Source organism: Lacibacter sp. MH-610, assembly GCF_045780045.1.
Lineage (GTDB): Bacteria > Bacteroidota > Bacteroidia > Chitinophagales > Chitinophagaceae > Lacibacter.
Map to the genome: position 1 here is coordinate 1,249,593 of NZ_CP116002.1, position 19,070 is coordinate 1,268,662.

The 19,070-nt window shown below is 41.0% G+C and carries 18 protein-coding genes and 1 riboswitch; of the genes, 14 read left to right on the forward strand and 4 right to left on the reverse strand.

From position 1 onward, the window contains the following. The first annotated feature begins 41 nt into the window (after positions 1-41). On the forward strand, positions 42-407 hold the full coding sequence (locus PDL71_RS05700) for a hypothetical protein (protein ID WP_407526568.1): 366 nt from the start codon (positions 42-44) through the stop codon (positions 405-407). Positions 408-424: 17 nt separating this feature from the next. Continuing rightward, positions 425-781, forward strand: a complete 357-nt coding sequence (locus PDL71_RS05705; RefSeq protein ID WP_407526571.1) for a hypothetical protein — start codon at positions 425-427, stop codon at positions 779-781. Between the two features lie 118 nt (positions 782-899). On the opposite strand, the gene PDL71_RS05710 is transcribed toward PDL71_RS05705, so the two are convergent. Next, positions 900-1,286 (reverse strand): hypothetical protein, encoded by a 387-nt coding sequence (locus PDL71_RS05710; protein ID WP_407526573.1) that lies wholly within the window; start codon positions 1,284-1,286, stop codon positions 900-902. A gap of 12 nt (positions 1,287-1,298) precedes the next feature. Between PDL71_RS05710 and PDL71_RS05715 the strand changes: the two genes are divergently transcribed. The 8 genes from PDL71_RS05715 to PDL71_RS05750 all read left to right on the forward strand — a co-directional run bounded on the left by PDL71_RS05715 (position 1,299) and on the right by PDL71_RS05750 (position 9,794). Continuing rightward, a complete protein-coding gene (locus tag PDL71_RS05715; RefSeq protein WP_407526576.1) occupies positions 1,299-1,856 on the forward strand; it encodes a nucleotide exchange factor GrpE in 558 nt (185 codons plus the stop codon). 77 nt (positions 1,857-1,933) lie between these two features. Then, the gene (dnaJ, locus tag PDL71_RS05720; RefSeq protein ID WP_407528384.1) at positions 1,934-3,109 is read left to right on the forward strand and encodes a molecular chaperone DnaJ; all 1,176 of its coding nucleotides are present in this window, start codon (positions 1,934-1,936) and stop codon (positions 3,107-3,109) included. Positions 3,110-3,238: 129 nt separating this feature from the next. After that, the gene (locus PDL71_RS05725) at positions 3,239-3,685 is read left to right on the forward strand and encodes a hypothetical protein (protein ID WP_407526578.1); all 447 of its coding nucleotides are present in this window, start codon (positions 3,239-3,241) and stop codon (positions 3,683-3,685) included. 208 nt (positions 3,686-3,893) lie between these two features. Next, positions 3,894-5,735, forward strand: a complete 1,842-nt coding sequence (aspS, locus tag PDL71_RS05730) for an aspartate--tRNA ligase (protein WP_407526580.1) — start codon at positions 3,894-3,896, stop codon at positions 5,733-5,735. 625 nt (positions 5,736-6,360) lie between these two features. Further along, on the forward strand, positions 6,361-6,861 hold the full coding sequence (locus PDL71_RS05735) for a hypothetical protein (protein ID WP_407526583.1): 501 nt from the start codon (positions 6,361-6,363) through the stop codon (positions 6,859-6,861). A 39-nt stretch (positions 6,862-6,900) separates the two neighbouring features. Next, on the forward strand, positions 6,901-8,160 hold the full coding sequence (locus PDL71_RS05740; protein WP_407526585.1) for a replication-associated recombination protein A: 1,260 nt from the start codon (positions 6,901-6,903) through the stop codon (positions 8,158-8,160). A gap of 1 nt (position 8,161) precedes the next feature. Beyond that, positions 8,162-8,617, forward strand: coding sequence for a GNAT family N-acetyltransferase (locus PDL71_RS05745; RefSeq protein WP_407526588.1), 456 nt, complete (start codon positions 8,162-8,164; stop codon positions 8,615-8,617). Positions 8,618-8,777: 160 nt separating this feature from the next. Next, the gene (locus PDL71_RS05750; RefSeq protein ID WP_407526591.1) at positions 8,778-9,794 is read left to right on the forward strand and encodes a hypothetical protein; all 1,017 of its coding nucleotides are present in this window, start codon (positions 8,778-8,780) and stop codon (positions 9,792-9,794) included. A gap of 355 nt (positions 9,795-10,149) precedes the next feature. Here the strand turns inward: PDL71_RS05750 and PDL71_RS05755 are convergent, their stop codons facing one another. Continuing rightward, positions 10,150-10,662: a hypothetical protein gene (locus tag PDL71_RS05755; protein ID WP_407526594.1), complete on the reverse strand. Its 513-nt coding sequence runs from the start codon at positions 10,660-10,662 to the stop codon at positions 10,150-10,152. Continuing rightward, positions 10,659-13,586, reverse strand: a complete 2,928-nt coding sequence (gene uvrA / locus PDL71_RS05760; protein WP_407528387.1) for an excinuclease ABC subunit UvrA — start codon at positions 13,584-13,586, stop codon at positions 10,659-10,661. The genes PDL71_RS05755 and uvrA overlap by 4 nt, the downstream gene beginning before the upstream one ends. A gap of 264 nt (positions 13,587-13,850) precedes the next feature. On the opposite strand from uvrA, the gene PDL71_RS05765 reads away from it, so the two are divergent. Further along, positions 13,851-14,309 (forward strand): hypothetical protein, encoded by a 459-nt coding sequence (locus tag PDL71_RS05765; RefSeq protein WP_407526596.1) that lies wholly within the window; start codon positions 13,851-13,853, stop codon positions 14,307-14,309. A 69-nt stretch (positions 14,310-14,378) separates the two neighbouring features. After that, positions 14,379-14,484, forward strand: a riboswitch (SAM riboswitch). 292 nt (positions 14,485-14,776) lie between these two features. On the opposite strand, the gene PDL71_RS05770 is transcribed toward PDL71_RS05765, so the two are convergent. Continuing rightward, a complete protein-coding gene (locus PDL71_RS05770; RefSeq protein ID WP_407526599.1) occupies positions 14,777-14,902 on the reverse strand; it encodes a hypothetical protein in 126 nt (41 codons plus the stop codon). 30 nt (positions 14,903-14,932) lie between these two features. On the opposite strand from PDL71_RS05770, the gene PDL71_RS05775 reads away from it, so the two are divergent. The 3 genes from PDL71_RS05775 to PDL71_RS05785 all read left to right on the forward strand — a co-directional run bounded on the left by PDL71_RS05775 (position 14,933) and on the right by PDL71_RS05785 (position 18,989). After that, positions 14,933-16,258, forward strand: coding sequence for an O-acetylhomoserine aminocarboxypropyltransferase/cysteine synthase family protein (locus PDL71_RS05775; RefSeq protein ID WP_407526602.1), 1,326 nt, complete (start codon positions 14,933-14,935; stop codon positions 16,256-16,258). Between the two features lie 333 nt (positions 16,259-16,591). Further along, complete coding sequence (gene metX, locus PDL71_RS05780; protein WP_407526605.1) at positions 16,592-17,641, forward strand: homoserine O-acetyltransferase; 1,050 nt, start codon at positions 16,592-16,594, stop codon at positions 17,639-17,641. A 91-nt stretch (positions 17,642-17,732) separates the two neighbouring features. Further along, on the forward strand, positions 17,733-18,989 hold the full coding sequence (locus tag PDL71_RS05785; protein ID WP_407526607.1) for a homoserine dehydrogenase: 1,257 nt from the start codon (positions 17,733-17,735) through the stop codon (positions 18,987-18,989). Positions 18,990-19,070 lie beyond the last annotated feature (81 nt).

The window sequence follows — 19,070 nt, forward strand, 5'->3', positions numbered from 1 at the left end:
CGAAAACAAATGGAAGAAGGTCAATTACTAAAATGAAACAAATGAAAACAATCTTATTGTCACTGGGTTGCTTATTTGCTTTGAGTTTTTCCTCCTGCAGCAAAGAAGAAAAAGCCGAAGGTGTGTTTAAAGCCAAACTGATAGCATCCTTTTGTGCCTATAACATTGTAGAAATTCAGGATAAAAATTATTTTAATCTTGGTATGACATGGACTTCACCCAGTGGTACTGTTTATAACAATGTATTTACTGTAAGCAATTATTGTGATTTCAATGCAAAGGGTATAAAGGTGAACGAGCTGTTTGATTGCCGGATTCTTGAAAAAGAAACTCAAGACGGCTGTGGTATATGCTATGGTTACATGGAAACTCCGCCGCTAAATCGTAATATTGAAGTGGTGAAATAAACCCCATAGCTTTTGTTATGAAACAACTATTACAAGGACTCCTGACTTTGACTTTACTCTGCGTTTTGTTTTGGCATTGCAATTCCCCCAAAAAGCTTTCCGGTCCGTTTAAGGCAAAACTGGTGGCTACACTTTGCGGGCAGCATATTGTGCAAATTGAAGATCCTAAGTTTTATAAGTTGGGGATCAACTGGAAAGAGTACCAACATGTTTTTGCCGTAGCCAATCATTGTGATTTTGTAAAAGCCGGATTGAAAGCCGGTGATACATTCACCTGCACTATTGTAGAAAAAGCGGAAGAAGAAAACTGCATCATGTGTGAAGCGTTTATGGAAACACCGGAGATGAAGCGGTATGTAAAGGTGGTAAAATAATTCTGCAATGTTCAACCCCGTTCGGGGTTGTGAACTCTTTTGATGAATAGCCCCCGATTTGCAAATCGGGGGCTATTCATATTCAACTGCTTCGCAGTTGGGAGGAAGATTTAAGCATTTAAAAAACAAGATAAAGATGATAGCTTAACCCCGCAGGGGTTGAACTTGAATGGCCGCCGACAAAATCGGTGGTTATTGGTTTTAAGGTTTTAACAACCCCACAGGGGTTGAATAATGGTTGAATATGATTGATTGTTGAAGGGCTGCGGGATGGAAGTGAAAATGAGGAAACCCCGTCAGCGGTTGAAAACCCTGACGGCGGTTGACGAATTGTAACGTACAGCCCGAACAAAAGCTGATGAATGCCTGATAGCTGAAAGCCCCCAATGTTTTTCATCCCTTTTTCTTTCACGGTCGGCCCACTGCAAGCGGTCTGACCGTGAAAGACAATTTGTCCCTTTTTCCCCCTTGGCAACATTCTTGACCACCTTACCTTTGCCGACAATTTTACAAGTTTATGGAACAGAAAGCGACAGAAATGACAGAGCAACAAACGGAAACTAATGAACTGGGACTGAACTCCGATGAAAATCTTGCAGGAACCACACACCTCAATGAACAGGTGGAAACGGAAACCCAACTGGAGCAACTGAAAGCCCAATTGGAAGATGAAAAAAACAAATACCTCTACCTTGTGGCCGAGTTTGATAATTTTCGCCGCCGTACTTCCAAAGAGCGATTGGAACTGATGCAAACAGCGGGTAAAGAAGTGATTGTTTCTTTGCTCGAAGTGTTAGATGATGCGGATCGTGCAGAAGCCGAACTGGCCAAAAACGGAAAAGAAGATGAAGGTGTGAAACTGGTATTTCATAAACTCAGGTCTCTGTTACAGGGCCGTGGCTTGAAAGTGATGGAAACAAAAGGAACTGATTTTGATGCAGACAAACACGAAGCCATCACGGAGATTCCCGCACCTACGGATGAACTGAAAGGCAAAGTGGTGGATGAAATTCAAAAAGGTTATTTACTCAACGATAAGATTATTCGTTTTGCAAAAGTGGTGGTGGGGAAATAATGAGCTGATTTGCTGATGTGATAATGTGCTAATGAAGCACGCCTCATCAGCTAATCAGCACATTAGCATATTAGCACATTATGAAGAGAGATTTCTACGAAATACTGGGTGTAAGCAAAGGCGCTTCTGCGGATGAAATTAAAAAAGCATACCGCAAAGTAGCCATGCAATTCCATCCCGACCGTAACCCCGGTAACAAAGAAGCCGAAGAAAAATTTAAAGAAGCAGCCGAAGCATACGAAGTGCTGAGCGATGCTGATAAACGTTCACAATACGACCGCTATGGTCATGCAGGTGTGAGCGGCAATGGCCGTGGTGGTTTTGGCGGCGGCGGTGCACATGGCATGAACATGGAAGATATCTTCAGCCAGTTTGGAGATATTTTTGGCGACGATGTGTTTGGAAGTTTCTTTGGCGGCGGTGGTCAACGCAGAGGTAGTGGCGGCGGAAGAGCAAGAGGCGTAAGAGGAAGCAACCTGCGTGTACGCATCAAACTCAACTTTGAAGAAATTGCTAAAGGTGCCAGCAAAACCATCAAGGTTAAAAAATATGTGGGCTGTACCACCTGCGGCAGCAGCGGTGCAAAAGATAAAAACAGCGTACAAACCTGTGGTACCTGTGGCGGCAGCGGACAAGTTCGTCGTGTTCAAAATACTTTTCTGGGCCAGATGCAAACCGTAACCACATGTCCGGCATGTGGCGGCGAAGGCACAACGATTGCTAACAAATGTACCAACTGTAAAGGCGAAGGCAGGGTGTATGGCGAAGAGAACATCACCATTGATATTCCCGCAGGCGTACAGGAAGGCATGCAATTGAATGTAAGCGGTCGTGGTAATATGGGTGAACGTGGCGGGCCTGCCGGTGATTTGATTGTGGTGATTGAAGAAGAAGCACATCAGCAATTGCACAGGGATGGTTTGAATGTGGCATTTGATTTACACATATCTTTTCCTGATGCGGTGTTTGGCACCCAGGTAGAAGTGCCTACGATTGATGGCCGGGCAAAAATTAAAATTCCTGCCGGCACACAAAGCGGAAAAATATTCCGCCTCAAAGGCAAAGGTTTCCCTGCCGTACAGAGCTATGAAAAAGGTGATCAGCTCATTTATGTAAATGTTTGGACGCCGCAGCACATCAGCAGTGAAGAAAAAGCCATGCTGGAAAAAATGCAGCACAGCCAGAACTTTCAACCCAAGCCCGACAAAAGTGAAAAAGGATTTTTTGAACGGGTGAAGGAAATGTTCAGCTAAGAAAATACTTGAAAACAGAAAATGGTGAATGGTTACAGAATCATTCGCCATTTTTTATGGCTGTTATCTTTTTATTACTATTTTTAATTTTTACAACCACAACATTTACTACCAACCGGTCCACTGATAATGAGCGATAAACTGATCTACTCCATCCCGGCACGTTTCCGTCGTATCGAGAATATGCACATCCTTTTCTGGTTAATTAAAGATGCCTGCTGGGCACTCAATCTCCACTGGCCGGCCATCATTATGATTATACCCACCATGGGCGCTGCATTAATCATTACCTGGCAAACAAGAAAAATCTTTTCAGAACTCATGCACAACCTGGCCATCCTGTTCTGGATTACCGCTAACTGTACCTGGATGATTGGTGAGTTTTATGGTTGGGATGAAGGTACTTTCGGTTTGCGTCGCATGGCCTTGATTCCTTTCAGTATCGGACTTGCCATACTCGCTGTTTACTATATTCTCTATTTCACACAAAAACGTTTTCGTGATAAAGTGGTGCAGCAAACAGAGCAGGTGCTGGAAGAAGAAACTCATCTGCAGGAAAACAAGAAAACAGCCTGAACTCACAAAAGGCCTTTCCCTCTCAAATAGTATATTTGCCACCTGTTGAAGCAGAGATAAATTCAGGATGTTACCGGCATTTATGCAAATGGCATCGTCCCTTGCGTCGCACACTTCAACGCTTAGTAATTCTATTCATCAATTCAAACAGCCTGCTATTTATCAGCAGGCATACAAAACTCCCCTTTAGGGGATGGGGGCATCAACTATGTATCGTTCTCATACTTGTGGCGAATTAAGAATTTCTCATATCGGCAACACCGTTACACTGGCGGGTTGGGTACAAACCGTTCGCAAATTCGGAAGCATCACCTTTGTGGATTTGCGTGACCGTTACGGTATCACTCAATTGTTATTTGGTGAAGAACTCAATAAACAACTCGATGAAAATCCGCTGGGCCGTGAGTTTGTAGTACAGGCAACAGGCAAAGTAAACGAACGCAGCAGCAAGAATGCTAACATACCAACCGGTGATATTGAATTGCTGGTGGAATCATTTTCTATTCTCAACAAATCAGCAGTACCGCCTTTCACCATTCAGGATGATACAGATGGTGGCGATGATCTGCGTATGAAATACCGTTTCCTGGATTTAAGAAGAAATGCAGTTAAGAAAAACCTGGAGCTACGTTATGCCGTTAACCGTTCTGCAAGAAACTACCTGCATGAAAATAACTTCATGGATATTGAAACACCTTTCCTCATCAAATCAACACCGGAAGGTGCGAGGGATTTTGTGGTGCCTTCACGCATGAACCCCGGACAGTTTTATGCATTGCCACAATCGCCTCAAACATTCAAGCAATTACTGATGGTTAGTGGGTATGATCGTTACTACCAGATTGTAAAGTGTTTCAGAGATGAAGATTTGCGTGCTGATCGTCAACCGGAGTTTACACAGATTGATTGTGAAATGTGTTTTGTGGAGCAGGAAGATATTCTCAACATGTTTGAAGGATTGATCAAACGCATTTTCAAAGATGTGAAAGGCATTGATTATACAGAAGCGGTTGAACGTATGACCTGGGAAGAAGCCATGTGGCAATACGGAAACGACAAACCGGATATCCGTTTTGGTATGAAGTTGTGCAACTTAAAATTTCCTGCACACACATTTCCAGCCAAAGAAAGTTTATCATCACTCATTGCGGGCGACTTTGCTGTGTTCAATGATGCGGAAACAGTAATCGCTATTGCTGTGCCCGGCTGTGCGGAATACACAAGAAAACAAACCGATGAATTAACAGAGTGGGTAAAACGTCCACAGATAGGCATGAAAGGGCTGGTGTTTATTAAGTGCAATGCAGACGGCACTTATAAAAGCAGCGTTGATAAATTTTACAGTGAAGAAAAACTCAAAGCTATTGCTGATGCTGCAGGTGCCAAAGCCGGTGATTTGGTATTGATATTGGCCGGTACCGAAGAACGTACCCGTAAAGCCACCAGTGAATTGCGTTTGGAAATGGGTAAACGTTTAGGGTTGCGTAAAGCAGATGAGTTTAAATTATTATGGGTGCTTGATTTTCCCTTGTTTGAATTTGCACTGGAAGACCAGGATGGCGGTGGTGCCGGAAGATGGGTGGCACGTCATCATCCGTTTACAAGTCCCAAGCCGGCACATATTGAAACGATGATTAACAATAGTCCCAAGGTGGCGGACTTAGATAAATACTTAGAACATCCTTATGCGGGCATCAAAGCTAATGCATATGACATGGTGCTCAATGGTAATGAAATTGGCGGCGGTTCTATACGTATTTTCCAGCGTGAGTTGCAGGAAAAAATGTTTGCAGCGCTTGGCATGGATGCAGAAGAACAGCAGCACAAGTTTGGTTTCCTGTTAGGTGCGTTTGAATATGGTGCACCACCACATGGCGGTATTGCCTTTGGCTTTGATCGTTTATGTTCCATCCTTGGCGGCAGTGAAAGCATCCGTGATTTTATTGCATTTCCTAAAAACAACAGTGGAAGGGATGTAATGCTGGATGCCCCTTCAGAAATTGCAGAGAAGCAGTTTGATGAATTATCAATTAAGTTGAATTTGAAGTAAGAGTAAGGATATGTTGAGAAAATTTTCTGTTTCAATAAAAGGGTAAGAATACTATGAAAAGAAATTTTTTCTATGTATTTACAATTTCCATTTGCTCTGCTTTACTGCTTACATCGCTATCAACCTTTGTGTTTTTCATAAAAAGAAATCAAAATCAGGAATCAGTAATATTATCAATCATAGTATTCAGCTCGATTTTATTTTGTTCGATTTCACATATACAGTCAATCAACTATAGTTTTTTACTAAAGCAAGAAAAAGAGATATATACTTCTCGTTATCGTTTTTTTCTACTGAACTGTTGTTGTAATTTTATAGTATCCTTTATGTTTCTGTTTGGCTTCATCGAAAATATTACAAATTACTTTGAGCTGGAATTATTAAAAAGTTATTTTTCAATTTTATCTCTCAGTAGTATTTTTCATTTTAATGTAATAGTTTTTGGAATATTAGGAATGCCTTCTTTTTTCCTTCAATTAGAACTTAGAAACCGACTTCTCAAGATATCTTCTAAACAAGAAAGGGATATTATTGATTCATTTAACAGAAAAAAAATAAATTGATAATTAAATTTTGTAAACTCAAATACTCATAATAAAATAATTTAAGTTTCAATAGCAAATATATGATGACTCTTTACCGCATCTTCTCTTATTTTCTGCTCATCATTGCTGCTTTCCTCGGCATTGGTTTAGTAGCTGTATTATTTATCGCTTTAGCTAATCCTTCAATGCTGCTGAATGTGTTTGTGGGTGCTGCTGTAGTGCTGTACAGCATCAGCAGTTTTCTGTTTTTAATTAATGGTATTGACGGTAAGAAACAATTAAAACCGGGGTTAAAAGATTTTATCAGGGTAAATGCGTTTGTAGCGCTGTTCTTTTGCGTAATGAACATCTTTCAATCTGTAACAGTCATCATGAATCCATCCGTGCTGGGAGAAGCTATTAACCAGTTGCCGCAGTTAACAACCGGTCAGCAATTGCCCAAAGAAACCATTCTGAAAGTCTTAAAAGCCACCATGTGGTTCTTATTGATTTATTCCATCATTCTCTTTGCACATATTCAAATCAGTTTTGGTTTGCTCAAGCAAAATGCACATTTGTTTGGCAATAATTCGAAGTCCTGAAATACACTGCAATGCCTCTACATTTTGTAACTTGCTGCCATGCAGGCTCCCTTGGCAGAACGTCTTCGTCCTTCAACACTACATCAACTTGTAGGTCAGCAGCACCTTACCGGTGAGGGTAGTATTCTGCAACGTGCCATTGCAAATAATACGATTCCCAGTATGATTTTGTGGGGACCTCCCGGGGTAGGTAAAACAACCATTGCTAACATTATTGCTCATAGTGTGAATGCAAGTTATTTTCAACTCAGTGCCATCAGCAGCGGTGTAAAAGAAGTGAGGGAAGTAATTGATAAAGCAAAGAGCACCAGCAAAGCCATTTTGTTTATTGATGAAATTCATCGGTTCAATAAAGGTCAGCAGGATGCCTTGCTGGGTGCGGTAGAAAAAGGAATCATCACTTTAATTGGTGCCACCACTGAAAATCCTTCCTTTGAGGTAAACAGCGCCTTACTCAGCCGCTGCCAGGTTTTTGTACTGAAAGCTTTAGACAAAGAAGATTTATTGCAATTGCTGCATACAGCCATTACAGAAGATGAACAGTTAAAGCAAAAGCAAATTGAGTTGAAAGAAACCGAAGCCATCTTACGCTTAAGCGGCGGTGATGCAAGAAAATTGCTGAACGTATTAGAAATCGTTACAGATGCTTTTAATAGTGTTCCTGTTATCATCACCGATGAAATTGTACTTAACACCATTCAGCAGAAAATGGCTTTGTATGATAAAAGCGGGGAACAGCATTATGATATCATTTCTGCATTCATCAAATCCATTCGTGGCAGCGATCCCAATGCCGCTGTTTATTGGTTAGCAAGAATGATTGAAGGTGGAGAAGATGTAAAATTTATTGCACGCAGATTATTGATATTGGCCAGTGAAGATATCGGTAATGCAAATCCTAATGCTTTGTTATTAGCCAATGCCACTTTTGAAGCTGTGAATAAAATCGGTTATCCTGAAAGCCAACTCATCTTATCACAATGTGCTATTTATCTCGCTTCTTCACCTAAGAGTAATTCGGCAACGGTTGCTATTGGTGAAGCAATGGCTACAGTAAAACAATATGGCGATTTGCCGGTGCCCTTACACATCCGTAATGCGCCCACCAAACTCATGAAAGACTTAGGGTATAAGAAAGGATACGAATACAGTCACGACTATGAAAACAATTTTTCATCGCAGGAATATTTACCGGATGCTCTTAAAGGAAAGCAACTGTATGAGCCGGGCAGGAATGCACGTGAAGAAGAAATGCGAAAATTTTTAAAACATCTCTGGAAAGAAAAATATAACTATTAGTATGGCACAATTACACTGGGTTTTAAAACCTTTCAACGAACTTACTCCTCATGAACTTTATTTTATTATGCAATTGCGTAGTGAAGTATTTGTAGTAGAACAAAACTGTATTTACCAGGATGCAGATAATAAAGATCTGAAAGCATATCACCTGATGGGTTTTAATAATGAAGGTCAGCTTATGGCTTATACACGGTTACTTCCTGCCGGTATATCTTACAAAGAACCATCCATCGGCCGTGTGGTTACGCATGCTGATGTACGGAGAACCGGTGCCGGCAAAGAACTCATGCAGCAATCCATTCAAACCTGTTATACTTTATTTGGCAAGCAGGATATTCGGATCGGTGCACAGTTATATCTTTTAAAATTTTACAGCGGGCTGGGTTTTCAACAAAGGGGCGATGTGTACCTCGAAGATGGTATTGAACATATTGAGATGGTGTTGTCTGTTTAGAAAGTAATTTTACGATCCTGATTCGTAAATCCGCTTTGGTTTTTGCCTGTTGCTAAGGATTACCCTTATAATGTCTGAAAATATTTTGATGTTCAGGATATCTTTTCTAATATTGTTTTCTAATATCCTTATATACTTGAAAAACCAAAGCTCCAAGTCCATGAAGAAGCGTGTATTCTATACTGCACTTTACACATTCTCATTATTATTTATTGGAAGTAATGCCTTGCAGGCGCAAGTGGGTCTTTCCTCTTCAGATTCCCGTTGGGAAATAGGATTGAATATTGGTCCTATGAACTTTCTTGGAGATCTGGGTGGTAATAAAGGAAAAGGAACCATTGGCCCAAAGGATAACAACATTCCTGTTACCAATTTTATAGGTGGTATTTCTGCTTCTTATTATCCTGCCGAGTGGATCGGGTTCAGAGCCGCCGTTAACCTTGGACAAATGGAAGGTGATGATCGCCTGGTAAAACAAAAAACACCTGCTGATACATGGGAAGGATCCCGTAAGTACCGTGATCTTAACTTCCGCTCTCCGCTCCGTGAAGCATATATTGGTATTGAACTTTATCCTACTGCTTTTATCAGTTTAAAAAATAATTGGGGATTACCCCGTTTCCGTCCTTACCTTATTGGTGGTATCGGCTTTTTCTCTTTTAATCCGCAGGGATTGTACAGAGGTCCCAACGGTACTAATACATGGGTTGATTTAAAGCCGTTGCGTACAGAAGGACAAGGCATGCCTGAAACCGGCAATCCAGAATACAATCTTTCTTCTTATTGCATACCAATGGGTATTGGTATTAAATATGATATCACTGAACGTTTAACTTTTGGTATTGAACTCATTCACCGCATGACGGGAACTGACTATGTAGATGATGTGAGCAAGTGGTATATTAACCCGGCTTTGTTTGACAGATATCTTACGCCTTCACAGGCAACAATTGCCAAGCAAATGAACAATCCCAGTGTATTCTACCCATCCAGTATACCCGGTTATTCTCCTTATGGTTTAAGAAGTCCTAATGAGTTTGTAGGAAAGAAAAGAGGAAACCCGGATATGAATGATTCCTATTTCTCCAGCACATTCCGTTTAACCTGGAAGATAGGAGATGTATATGCTGATTGGTTTAAAAACAAAAAATCAATGCGTTGTCCGCAGTACTTCTGATGAACAGAATCAGAACAAACTGCCCGTAACATAACCCAAATCCGTCTTTATGAAAATCGAAATGCAAAAACCCGGCCCTACGGCCATTACATGGCTATGGCGTATCACGCTCGTGGTACTTTATGTTGTCTTTTTTGTTTTCAAGAAAAAACTTTATTTATAAAAAAAAAATTCAAAGTGTAATATCGCTTTAATGTTAATCCGTACCCTAATTCTCTGTTCACTTGGTGAACATTCCATAATCCTTTGAAAAGCGGAAGAGAACCAGCGATTGATATTTCTTTGTATGTTATACTTTGTTTTCTTGGTCCGTACACTATAAAATAACCCCTGCGTTTGCAGGGGTATTTTTATTTTAAATGAACAATCCCCATTCATCTTCAAACTCATCTTTTTGAAAAGTAGCTACCCATGCTTTAAACAGTTCCCGGAACTTGTCAATTTCTGAACGTATTAAACGGCCATGCTCTTCTGCAATTACTCCTTCTGCAATCATGGTAAGTATATTAGACTTGATAAACTGTGCATTCTTACGGATGATGCTGGCATTTTCCATACGTATGATGTACATGCCCACTTCTGAGCTTTTGATTTTTACAGCCACCTGGTAAGCATCGCCGATAATCATTCCTTTAGAATGGGCAATGAAACTTTTCTCAGGATTTTCATCCTCTTCTTCAGGTTCATCAGGACGATGGTCTGTATCAAAAGCGGCATTGAGCAAGGTCATCACTTCCTTCCATTGCTCATACATGGCTTTACAGGCATCTCTTGTGGGGTTGGGTTTCCACGCTTCACCTTCTTCATCTTCATCATCAAACTCATCATCCTCCCATTCAGGAAGACCACTTAAGTTGTCTAAACTCATACTAATTCAGGTTTTAAATAGTGAGCAGTATAACTGGTTGTATGATGCAGCATTTCTTCCGGTGTTCCTTCAAACAAAATTTCACCACCACCATCACCACCTTCAGGCCCCAGGTCAATAATATGATCTGCTACTTTTATTACATCCATATTATGTTCAATCACTAAAACAGAATTGCCACGGTCTACGAGTTTATTGATCACATCCAATAAATGTTGAATGTCCTGGAAATGCAAACCGGTTGTGGGTTCATCTAAGATATAAAATGTTTTGCCGGTATCTTTTTTTGCGAGCTCCGTTGAAAGTTTTACCCGTTGCGCTTCACCACCGCTGAGGGTAACGGCACTCTGACCAAGTGTGATGTAACCTAAACCCACATCTTCCAGCACTTTAATTTTTCGATAGATATAAGGAACCGGTTGAAAAAATTCACAGGCTTCTTCCACCGTCATGTCCAATACATCACTGATGGATTTTCCTTTATAACGGATTTCCAATGTTTCCCGGTTGTAACGACGGCCATTGCATTTTTCACAATGCACATACACATCAGGTAAAAAATTCATTTCAATCACACGCATACCACCACCTTCACACACATCACATCTTCCTGTTTTTACGTTGAAGGAAAAACGCCCGGCATTATAACCACGGATTTTTGCTTCGGGTACGGAAGCAAACAACGTTCTTATTTCAGTGAAGAAGCCACAGTATGTTGCAGGATTGCTTCTGGGTGTTCGGCCGATTGGGCTTTGATCAATTTCAATCACCTTATCAATGTGCTCCAAACCCTTAATGCTTTTGTAAGGCATGGGATTGGCTTTTGAATCATAACAAAACTTGCTCAGGATAGGATAGAGCGTTTCATTAATCAAGGTGCTCTTGCCGCTGCCGCTTACACCGGTAACAACAATCAATTTGCCCAGCGGAAGTTTAACGGATACATTTTTCAAGTTGTTACCATTAGCACCTTTGAGTTCAATCACCTTGCCGTTTCCTTTTCTTCTTTCAGCAGGTACGGCAATTGTTTTTTCACCATTGAGGTATTGTGCTGTATCGCTGTGGCTTTTTAAAACATGCTGCGGTGTGCCTGCTGATACAATCGTACCACCATGTTTACCGGCTTGCGGACCCACATCAATCAAATGATCAGCAGCCAGCATAATATCTTTATCATGTTCTACCACCAACACACTGTTGCCCACATCTCTTAAATTTTTCAATGCATCAATCAAACGATGATTATCCCGTTGATGCAAACCGATACTCGGTTCATCTAAAATATAGGTGATGCCCTGCAGTTGTGAACCGATCTGTGTAGCCAATCGTATACGCTGACTTTCGCCACCACTTAATGTTCTGGAGGAGCGGTTTAATGTGAGATAGGTGAGACCAACGTTTAATAAAAACTGTAATCGTTCTCTGATTTCTTTCAATACATCTTTCGCAATGGTGGCCTGTTTGTTGCTGATGCGAAGTTCCAAACCATCAAACCATGCAGCCAGGTTGTCAAGGTTCATTTCACTCAGCTCGGCAATATTCCGGTCTTCAATCTTAAACCACAGACTTTCTTTTTTCAAACGGGCTCCGTTACAGGTGCCGCAGGTTTTTAAGGTCATGAACTGCTGTACCCATTCTCTCAGGTTCTCTGTACTATGGCTGGAGCTGAACCATCTTTTCAACATCGGAATAATTCCTTCATAACTTCCGGTGTAAGCATCCGGTACCGTGTCATCATCAGCATCTACTTCCAGTGATGGGTTGATGTTCTTATCTCCAAACAGCAATAAGTCTAACTGCTCTTTTGGTAATTTATTTACCGGAACATCCAGTTTGATTTTATTTTTTTTTGCAAATGCTTTTACCTGGTTAAAAACACTTGCTTCCCGTTCTTCACCCAAGGGTTTGATGCCGCCTTCTTTTACACTCAAACTTGTATCGGGCAATACTTCATCCATATCAATAGTAAATACATTCCCTAAACCTTTACAGGTAGGGCATGCACCGTATGGAGAGTTAAAGGAGAACGCATTGGGAGATGGTTCTTCATAGCTGAGGCCGGTGTCTTCGCACATGAGTTGTTTGGAATACAGAGCCACGTCGCCCCCATCCCCTGAAGGGGAGTAAGCAGCACTCTCCGATTTATCAAAGAGTGTTTTATTTTTTGGATTTTGTTTTTTGTTTTTTGGTTCTTCTTTTTCAACTAATACCATCATCAACTCTTTCCCCATTTTCAATGTTTGATGCACACTCTGGCTGATGCGTACTCGGAAATCATCACTCACTTTTAACCGGTCTACCACTACTTCAATATCATGAATCTTGTAACGGTCTACCTGCATTTTGGGAACTAAATCTTTGATTTCACCATCCACCCGCACTTTTACAAATCCTTTTTTCCTGATTTCTTCAAACAGCTCCCGGTAATGACCTTTACGACCACGAACGAGTGGCGCCAACAATGAAATCTTTTGTCCGTCAAATCGTTTAAAAATATTTTCTACAATTTCTTCCTCACTCCACTTCACCATTTTCTTTCCCGTGTTATAAGAGTAAGCTTCACCAATGCGTGCATAGAGTAAACGCAGGAAGTCATATACTTCTGTAATAGTGCCAACCGTTGAACGTGGATTTTTATTCGTTGTTTTTTGCTCAATGGAAATAACAGGGGAGAGGCCCGTGATCTTGTCCACATCAGGCCGCTCCATATCGCCCACAAACTGGCGGGCATAAGCACCGAAGGTTTCCATATAACGTCGCTGCCCTTCTGCATAAATCGTATCAAACGCCAGGGAGGATTTGCCACTGCCGCTGATGCCGGTAATCACCACCAATTGATTTTTGGGGATGGATACATCGATATTTTTAAGGTTATGCACCCTGGCTCCTTCCACTGTAATCTGCCCGTTTGATGACTCACTCATTGCTGTTTCTTTTGAAGCGTTTGATTCGTTTGCGAATTTACAGGAAAGCAAAACGATATACGGAGCTGAGTTCTTTACTTTGGTTTTCAAATATTTGTGTTGCAGTTCCGGTATGGAAGTTGAACAAGATCGTTCAACGGTTTTTCGCCCTTGCAATGTTAAGTTTTCATTATGTGGAAAATTTAGCGGCATTAAACATTGGTGTTTTGCGGGTTCCCTCTAACTTAATGCTGTCTATTTTGACGGCCTCAAAAACTTACACTTATGGGTTTGGCAGTTTACAACGCTGTTCCGCTTATTTTAAATGATGGCGAAACAGAGCATCGGTTTACGCTTAAATTAAATCCTTCTACTGACAGTTTCCGATTGGAAAATAATGTCTTCAGGCGCAGCGTATTTATCGGAAGACGTATGTTTAACAAGTTGTTTCAGTTAATACGGAATGAATACGGTACTACATTAGGACGCATTCAGTACAGCGGCAATGATATGCGCCGTGGTTCTGCTTCCACCGCTGAACATGAAGAGTTTCAGTTTGAAATTTTTGAAGGCAGTGATGTGGAAATTATTCTCAGAAAAGATGATAACCCTACCAGGAGGTTACGCATCACGGTTCCCAATGTGGCTGCTAATATCAGGGAAAAAGAAGTACGTGCCGGTGCATTAATTCCATCTGTATTAGCAGCACTTATCTTTTCAAAAGAAGCAAAATTGATTGCCTGATTTTTAGCGAGTAAAAAAAATTTGGAGAAGCCGGTTTTTTGAACCTACATTTGCATCAGTTCTTTACAACGCTTATCAAGAAAGGCTGAGGGATATGGCCCGATGAAGCCTTGACAACCTGCTCACTGTAGCAAGGTGCCAATTCCATTTCGGAGAAATCCGAAGCAGATAAGTCAGATCTCAGCTTTAAAACTTACATACTATATAGTAAAAAGCTCATCTGATTCTGTCGGATGAGCTTTTTTATTTTCCGGTCAAACGACCGACCATTGGGAAAACTCGTTCGAAAACGAAATTGATAAGTGTTTGATTTTAGTAACAATGCACAATGCAGTTTTAAAACAAACACTCGTTATGACACGCAGTAACAAAACTTTTGGAAATTTTATTTGGCAAAGCCAAAAAAACCCTATTACATTTGTAGAGTATTCAATTCGTCGCATGAATCTGAAAATGCAAATCATAGTTCAAACCCCTGCATGCCATCCTGCATGTTGTTGTATGATTTGCTGTATGCCGTAAGGCATAACTACTCCCCCTGCCTGTGTGTAAAGGGATTTTACAGCAGGCGCCACGCAACTTCCTTTCTTCATTCTTATTTAAAATTTTAAAATAATCTCGTTATGAGCAATCAACTCCGTTTTGAAACATTGCAGTTACATGCTGGTCAGCAAATTGACCCCACTACTAATTCACGTGCTGTTCCTATTTATCAAACCACTTCGTATGGTTTTAAAAACAGTGAACATGCAGCCAATCTGTTCGGCTTAAAAGAGTTCGGCAATATCTACACCCGTATCATGAATCCTACAACAGATGTGTTTGAACAACGTATTGCAGCGCTTGAAGGTGGTGTAGCGGCTCTTGCTACAGGTAGCGGGCAGGCTGCACAATTCCTGGCACTTAACAATATTCTGCAGGCAGGGGATAATTTCATCACTACAACTTATTTGTACGGTGGTACTCACAACCAGTTTAAAGTTGCGTTCAAGCGCTTGGGTATTGAAGCCCGTTTTGCCGATGGTGATAATGTAGAAAGCTTTGTTCCCCTTATTGATAAAAATACCAAAGCTATTTACCTGGAAACAATCGGCAACCCACGTCTCAACATTCCTGATTTTGAAAAATTTGCAGCACTGGCAAAAGAATATGATTTGCCGTTAATAGTAGATAACACATTTGGTGCAGGTGGTTATCTGTTTCAGCCATTGAAGCATGGGGCTAATGTGGTTGTGGAAAGTGCAACCAAGTGGATTGGCGGTCATGGTACAACTATCGGCGGTGTAATTGTTGATGGTGGTAATTATAACTGGGGCAATGGAAAGTTTCCGCAGTTTACGGAACCGAGTGAAGGGTATCATGGTTTGAAATTCTGGGACATTTTTGGTGAAGGAAACCCATTAGGCTTACCCAATATTGCGTTCATCATCCGTGCACGTGTGGAAGGCCTGCGTGATTACGGCGCTGCACAAAGTCCGTTTAACTCGTTTTTACTTCTGCAGGGTTTGGAAACTTTATCCTTGCGTGTTGAACGTCATGTAGAAAATGCATTGAAACTGGCACAGTGGTTAGAGCAGCATCCTGCTGTAGAGTTTGTGTGGTATCCGGGTTTAAAGAGCAGCCCTTATCATGAACTGGCGAAGAAATATTTAACCAACGGCGCCGGTGGTGTACTGCAGTTTGGAATTAAAGGTGGTATTGAAAACGGTCGCAAGTTTATTGATTCGCTTAAACTGGTTTCGCACCTGGCGAATGTAGGTGATGCAAAAACTTTAGCCATCCATCCGGCATCAACAACGCATGAGCAGTTAAGTGCAGATGAACGTAAAGCGGCCGGTGTATTGGATAATCTCATCCGCATCAGCGTGGGTATTGAGCATATTGAAGATATCAAAGCTGATTTTGAGCAGGCGTTTGAAACAGTTTTTGCGAAGGAATTGGTAGGATAAGTTTTGGTAACAAGCTGCGGTACAAGTGGCATCGTCCCTTGCGTCGCACTCTTGTACGTTCAGTTCTTTTATCAGTAACCCACCCTGCCTTTGCCGGCAGGCAGGCCCCAACCCCTCCCAAGAGGGGATGCCCTGCAAAGCCCTAACTTTTCAAAGTGCGTTATTAAATGGATGCTCTTTGAAATGTTACGATGGTTTATCCCCTCCCTGGAGGGGTGGCGGAGACTACAACTTTCAAGATGATTGAAAGGGGTGGGTTGCTCAATAGGATTCAAAACGATGAAGAGTGCGACGCAACAGCAGCTTAATAGTAATTTAAAAGATGACAACATCATGTCTTTAGAAATTTTTAAATACGAAAAACCATTCCGTCTTGAAAGCGGTGCCTTGCTCAATGAATATCATTTAGCATATACCACTTTGGGGGAGTTGAATGAAACCAAAGACAATGTGGTTTGGATTTTTCATGCGCTTACTGCCAATAGTAATGCTGCAGAGTGGTGGCCCGGTTTGGTAGGTGAAGGAAAATTGTTTGACCCGGCAAAGTATTTCATTGTTTGTGTAAACATGCCCGGCAGTGCGTATGGAAGTATTTCACCATTGGATAAAAATCCATTGACCGGTGAAAGTTATTATCATGCGTTTCCATGGTTTACCACAAGAGATATGATTCGTGCGTATCAACCTTTGCGGGAAGCATTGGGTATACGAAAGATTCATGTAGGTATTGGTGGCAGCATGGGCGGACAACAATTGTTGGAATGGGCCATTGAAGAGCCGTATTTGTTTGAACATATCATTCCCATTGCTACCAACGCTTATCATAGTGCATGGGGTGTTGCATTCAATGCATCACAACGCATGGCAATAGAAGCAGATGTTACATGGAAAGAACAAAAAGATGATGCAGGCATTGAAGGCTTGAAAGTAGCAAGAAGTATAGCGTTATTATCTTATCGTCATTATGAAGTATACGGCATCAGCCAGATAGAAGATAGTAATGAAGTAACGGATGATTTTAAAAGCGAAAGCTATCAACGTTACCAGGGACAGAAACTGGCCAATCGTTTCAACGCCTTCAGCTATTATTTCTTAAGTAAGGCGATGGATGCACATAATATCGGCAGGCATCGGCAGTCAATCGAACTATCGCTCAAAGAAATCAAAGCAAGAACATTGGTCATAGGCATCAGCAATGATATTTTGTTTCCCTTGGAAGAGCAGCGGTTTTTAGCAAGCACTATTAATGGCGCTGCCTTTAAAGCAATTGATTCTTTTTACGGACATGATGGATTTTTACTGGAATATGAAATCATTACAAAATCCATCAGTTCCTTTTTAAAACAACATTCAAAAGAAGATTCAGAAAAACAATTAGCATAATGAAAGTTGTGGTTCGTGAAGACACGAACCACGGCAGCACGCTTCGGTCGGTGTCTCCACCGACCGAAACAAAAATGAAAAAATTAAAATCATGTCAGCACATAAACAGTTAACCATAGGATTGTTTGGATTTGGTGTAGTGGGAGAAGGGCTTTACAAAGTATTGCAGCAAACACCTTCCCTCAAGGCAAGCATTAAAAAAGTTTGTATCAAGAATCCCAATAAAAAAAGAGAAGCGCCTGATTCACTTTTTACTACGGACAGGTATGAAATTCTTAATGACCCTGAAATTAACCTGGTTGTAGAAGTAATTAATGAAAGTACACCTGCATTTGAAATTGTTTCAACAGCATTAAAAAATGGGAAAGATGCCGTAAGTGCCAGTAAGAAAATGCTGGCTGAACATTTGCCCCAACTTCTGGAACTGCAAAAGCAAACAGGAAAAAGTTTGTTATATGAAGCATCTGCCTGTGCTTCTATTCCTGTTATCCGCAACCTGGAAGAATATTATGATAATGATTTGCTCCACTCTGTAAAAGGAATTGTAAATGGCAGCACCAATTATATTCTCACCAAAATGTTTGAAGAGAAATTGGATTTTAAACAGGCGTTGTTACAGGCACAGCAACTCGGTTTTGCTGAAGCAGATCCTACTTTAGATGTGGACGGATGGGATGCCGTAAACAAATGGGTGATATTGTTATTGCATGCGTATGGTATTGTAGCAAGTGTGGATGAAGTATTGTTCAACGGCATTCAAAACATACAGGGCGGCGATGCTGCAGTAGGAAGAGAAAAGAATTTAGAAATACGTTTGGTTGGTCAAGCAAAGAAATTGCAAAACGGAAAAGTAGCTACATTTGTATTACCGCAGTTTGTAAAAAAAGACGACCACCTGAGTTTTGTGAAAAATGAATACAATGGTTTTGTGGTAGAAAGTTCCTTTGCTGATAAGCAATTTTTTTACGGTAAAGGCGCCGGCTCTTTTCCAACCGCATCGGCTGTGTTGAGTGATATCTCTGCATTGCGTTATCACTACCAGTACGAGTATAAAAAACTATACCATCACCAGCCGGCGCAACTCACCAACGATTTTTATTTGAAAGTATATGTGAGCTTTGACGACTGGAAATACATACCCCGTGAGAAATTTGAATGGATTGAAGAATGGCACGCAGAAGATGACCGGAAATATCTTGTAGGTGTACTTCATGCCAAAGAGTTGATTGAAAACAATTGGTGGAAACAACATAACCTATCTTTGATTCTGAAACCCGATGCCATTATTGAAGATATTGAAATCAGAAATTTAAAGAAGAAGAGTCTGGAGCTGGCGGGGATAGCGTAACGTTTAATAGTTTAATGGTTTGAAAGGTTGAAGGTTTGTTTAAATTTGAAGAACCTTTAAACTCTTAAACCCTTTTAACCA

Coding starts and splice junctions, on each gene's coding strand:
- PDL71_RS05700 (WP_407526568.1), top strand. CDS start 42: ATGAAAACAATCTTATTGTCACTGGGTTGCTTATTTGCTTTGAGTTTT.
- PDL71_RS05705 (WP_407526571.1), top strand. CDS start 425: ATGAAACAACTATTACAAGGACTCCTGACTTTGACTTTACTCTGCGTT.
- PDL71_RS05715 (WP_407526576.1), top strand. CDS start 1,299: ATGGAACAGAAAGCGACAGAAATGACAGAGCAACAAACGGAAACTAAT.
- PDL71_RS05725 (WP_407526578.1), top strand. CDS start 3,239: ATGAGCGATAAACTGATCTACTCCATCCCGGCACGTTTCCGTCGTATC.
- aspS (WP_407526580.1), top strand. CDS start 3,894: ATGTATCGTTCTCATACTTGTGGCGAATTAAGAATTTCTCATATCGGC.
- PDL71_RS05735 (WP_407526583.1), top strand. CDS start 6,361: ATGATGACTCTTTACCGCATCTTCTCTTATTTTCTGCTCATCATTGCT.
- PDL71_RS05740 (WP_407526585.1), top strand. CDS start 6,901: ATGCAGGCTCCCTTGGCAGAACGTCTTCGTCCTTCAACACTACATCAA.
- PDL71_RS05745 (WP_407526588.1), top strand. CDS start 8,162: ATGGCACAATTACACTGGGTTTTAAAACCTTTCAACGAACTTACTCCT.
- PDL71_RS05750 (WP_407526591.1), top strand. CDS start 8,778: ATGAAGAAGCGTGTATTCTATACTGCACTTTACACATTCTCATTATTA.
- PDL71_RS05755 (WP_407526594.1), bottom strand. CDS start 10,662: ATGAGTTTAGACAACTTAAGTGGTCTTCCTGAATGGGAGGATGATGAG.
- uvrA (WP_407528387.1), bottom strand. CDS start 13,586: ATGAGTGAGTCATCAAACGGGCAGATTACAGTGGAAGGAGCCAGGGTG.
- PDL71_RS05765 (WP_407526596.1), top strand. CDS start 13,851: ATGGGTTTGGCAGTTTACAACGCTGTTCCGCTTATTTTAAATGATGGC.
- PDL71_RS05770 (WP_407526599.1), bottom strand. CDS start 14,902: ATGAAGAAAGGAAGTTGCGTGGCGCCTGCTGTAAAATCCCTTTACACA.
- PDL71_RS05775 (WP_407526602.1), top strand. CDS start 14,933: ATGAGCAATCAACTCCGTTTTGAAACATTGCAGTTACATGCTGGTCAG.
- metX (WP_407526605.1), top strand. CDS start 16,592: ATGTCTTTAGAAATTTTTAAATACGAAAAACCATTCCGTCTTGAAAGC.
- PDL71_RS05785 (WP_407526607.1), top strand. CDS start 17,733: ATGTCAGCACATAAACAGTTAACCATAGGATTGTTTGGATTTGGTGTA.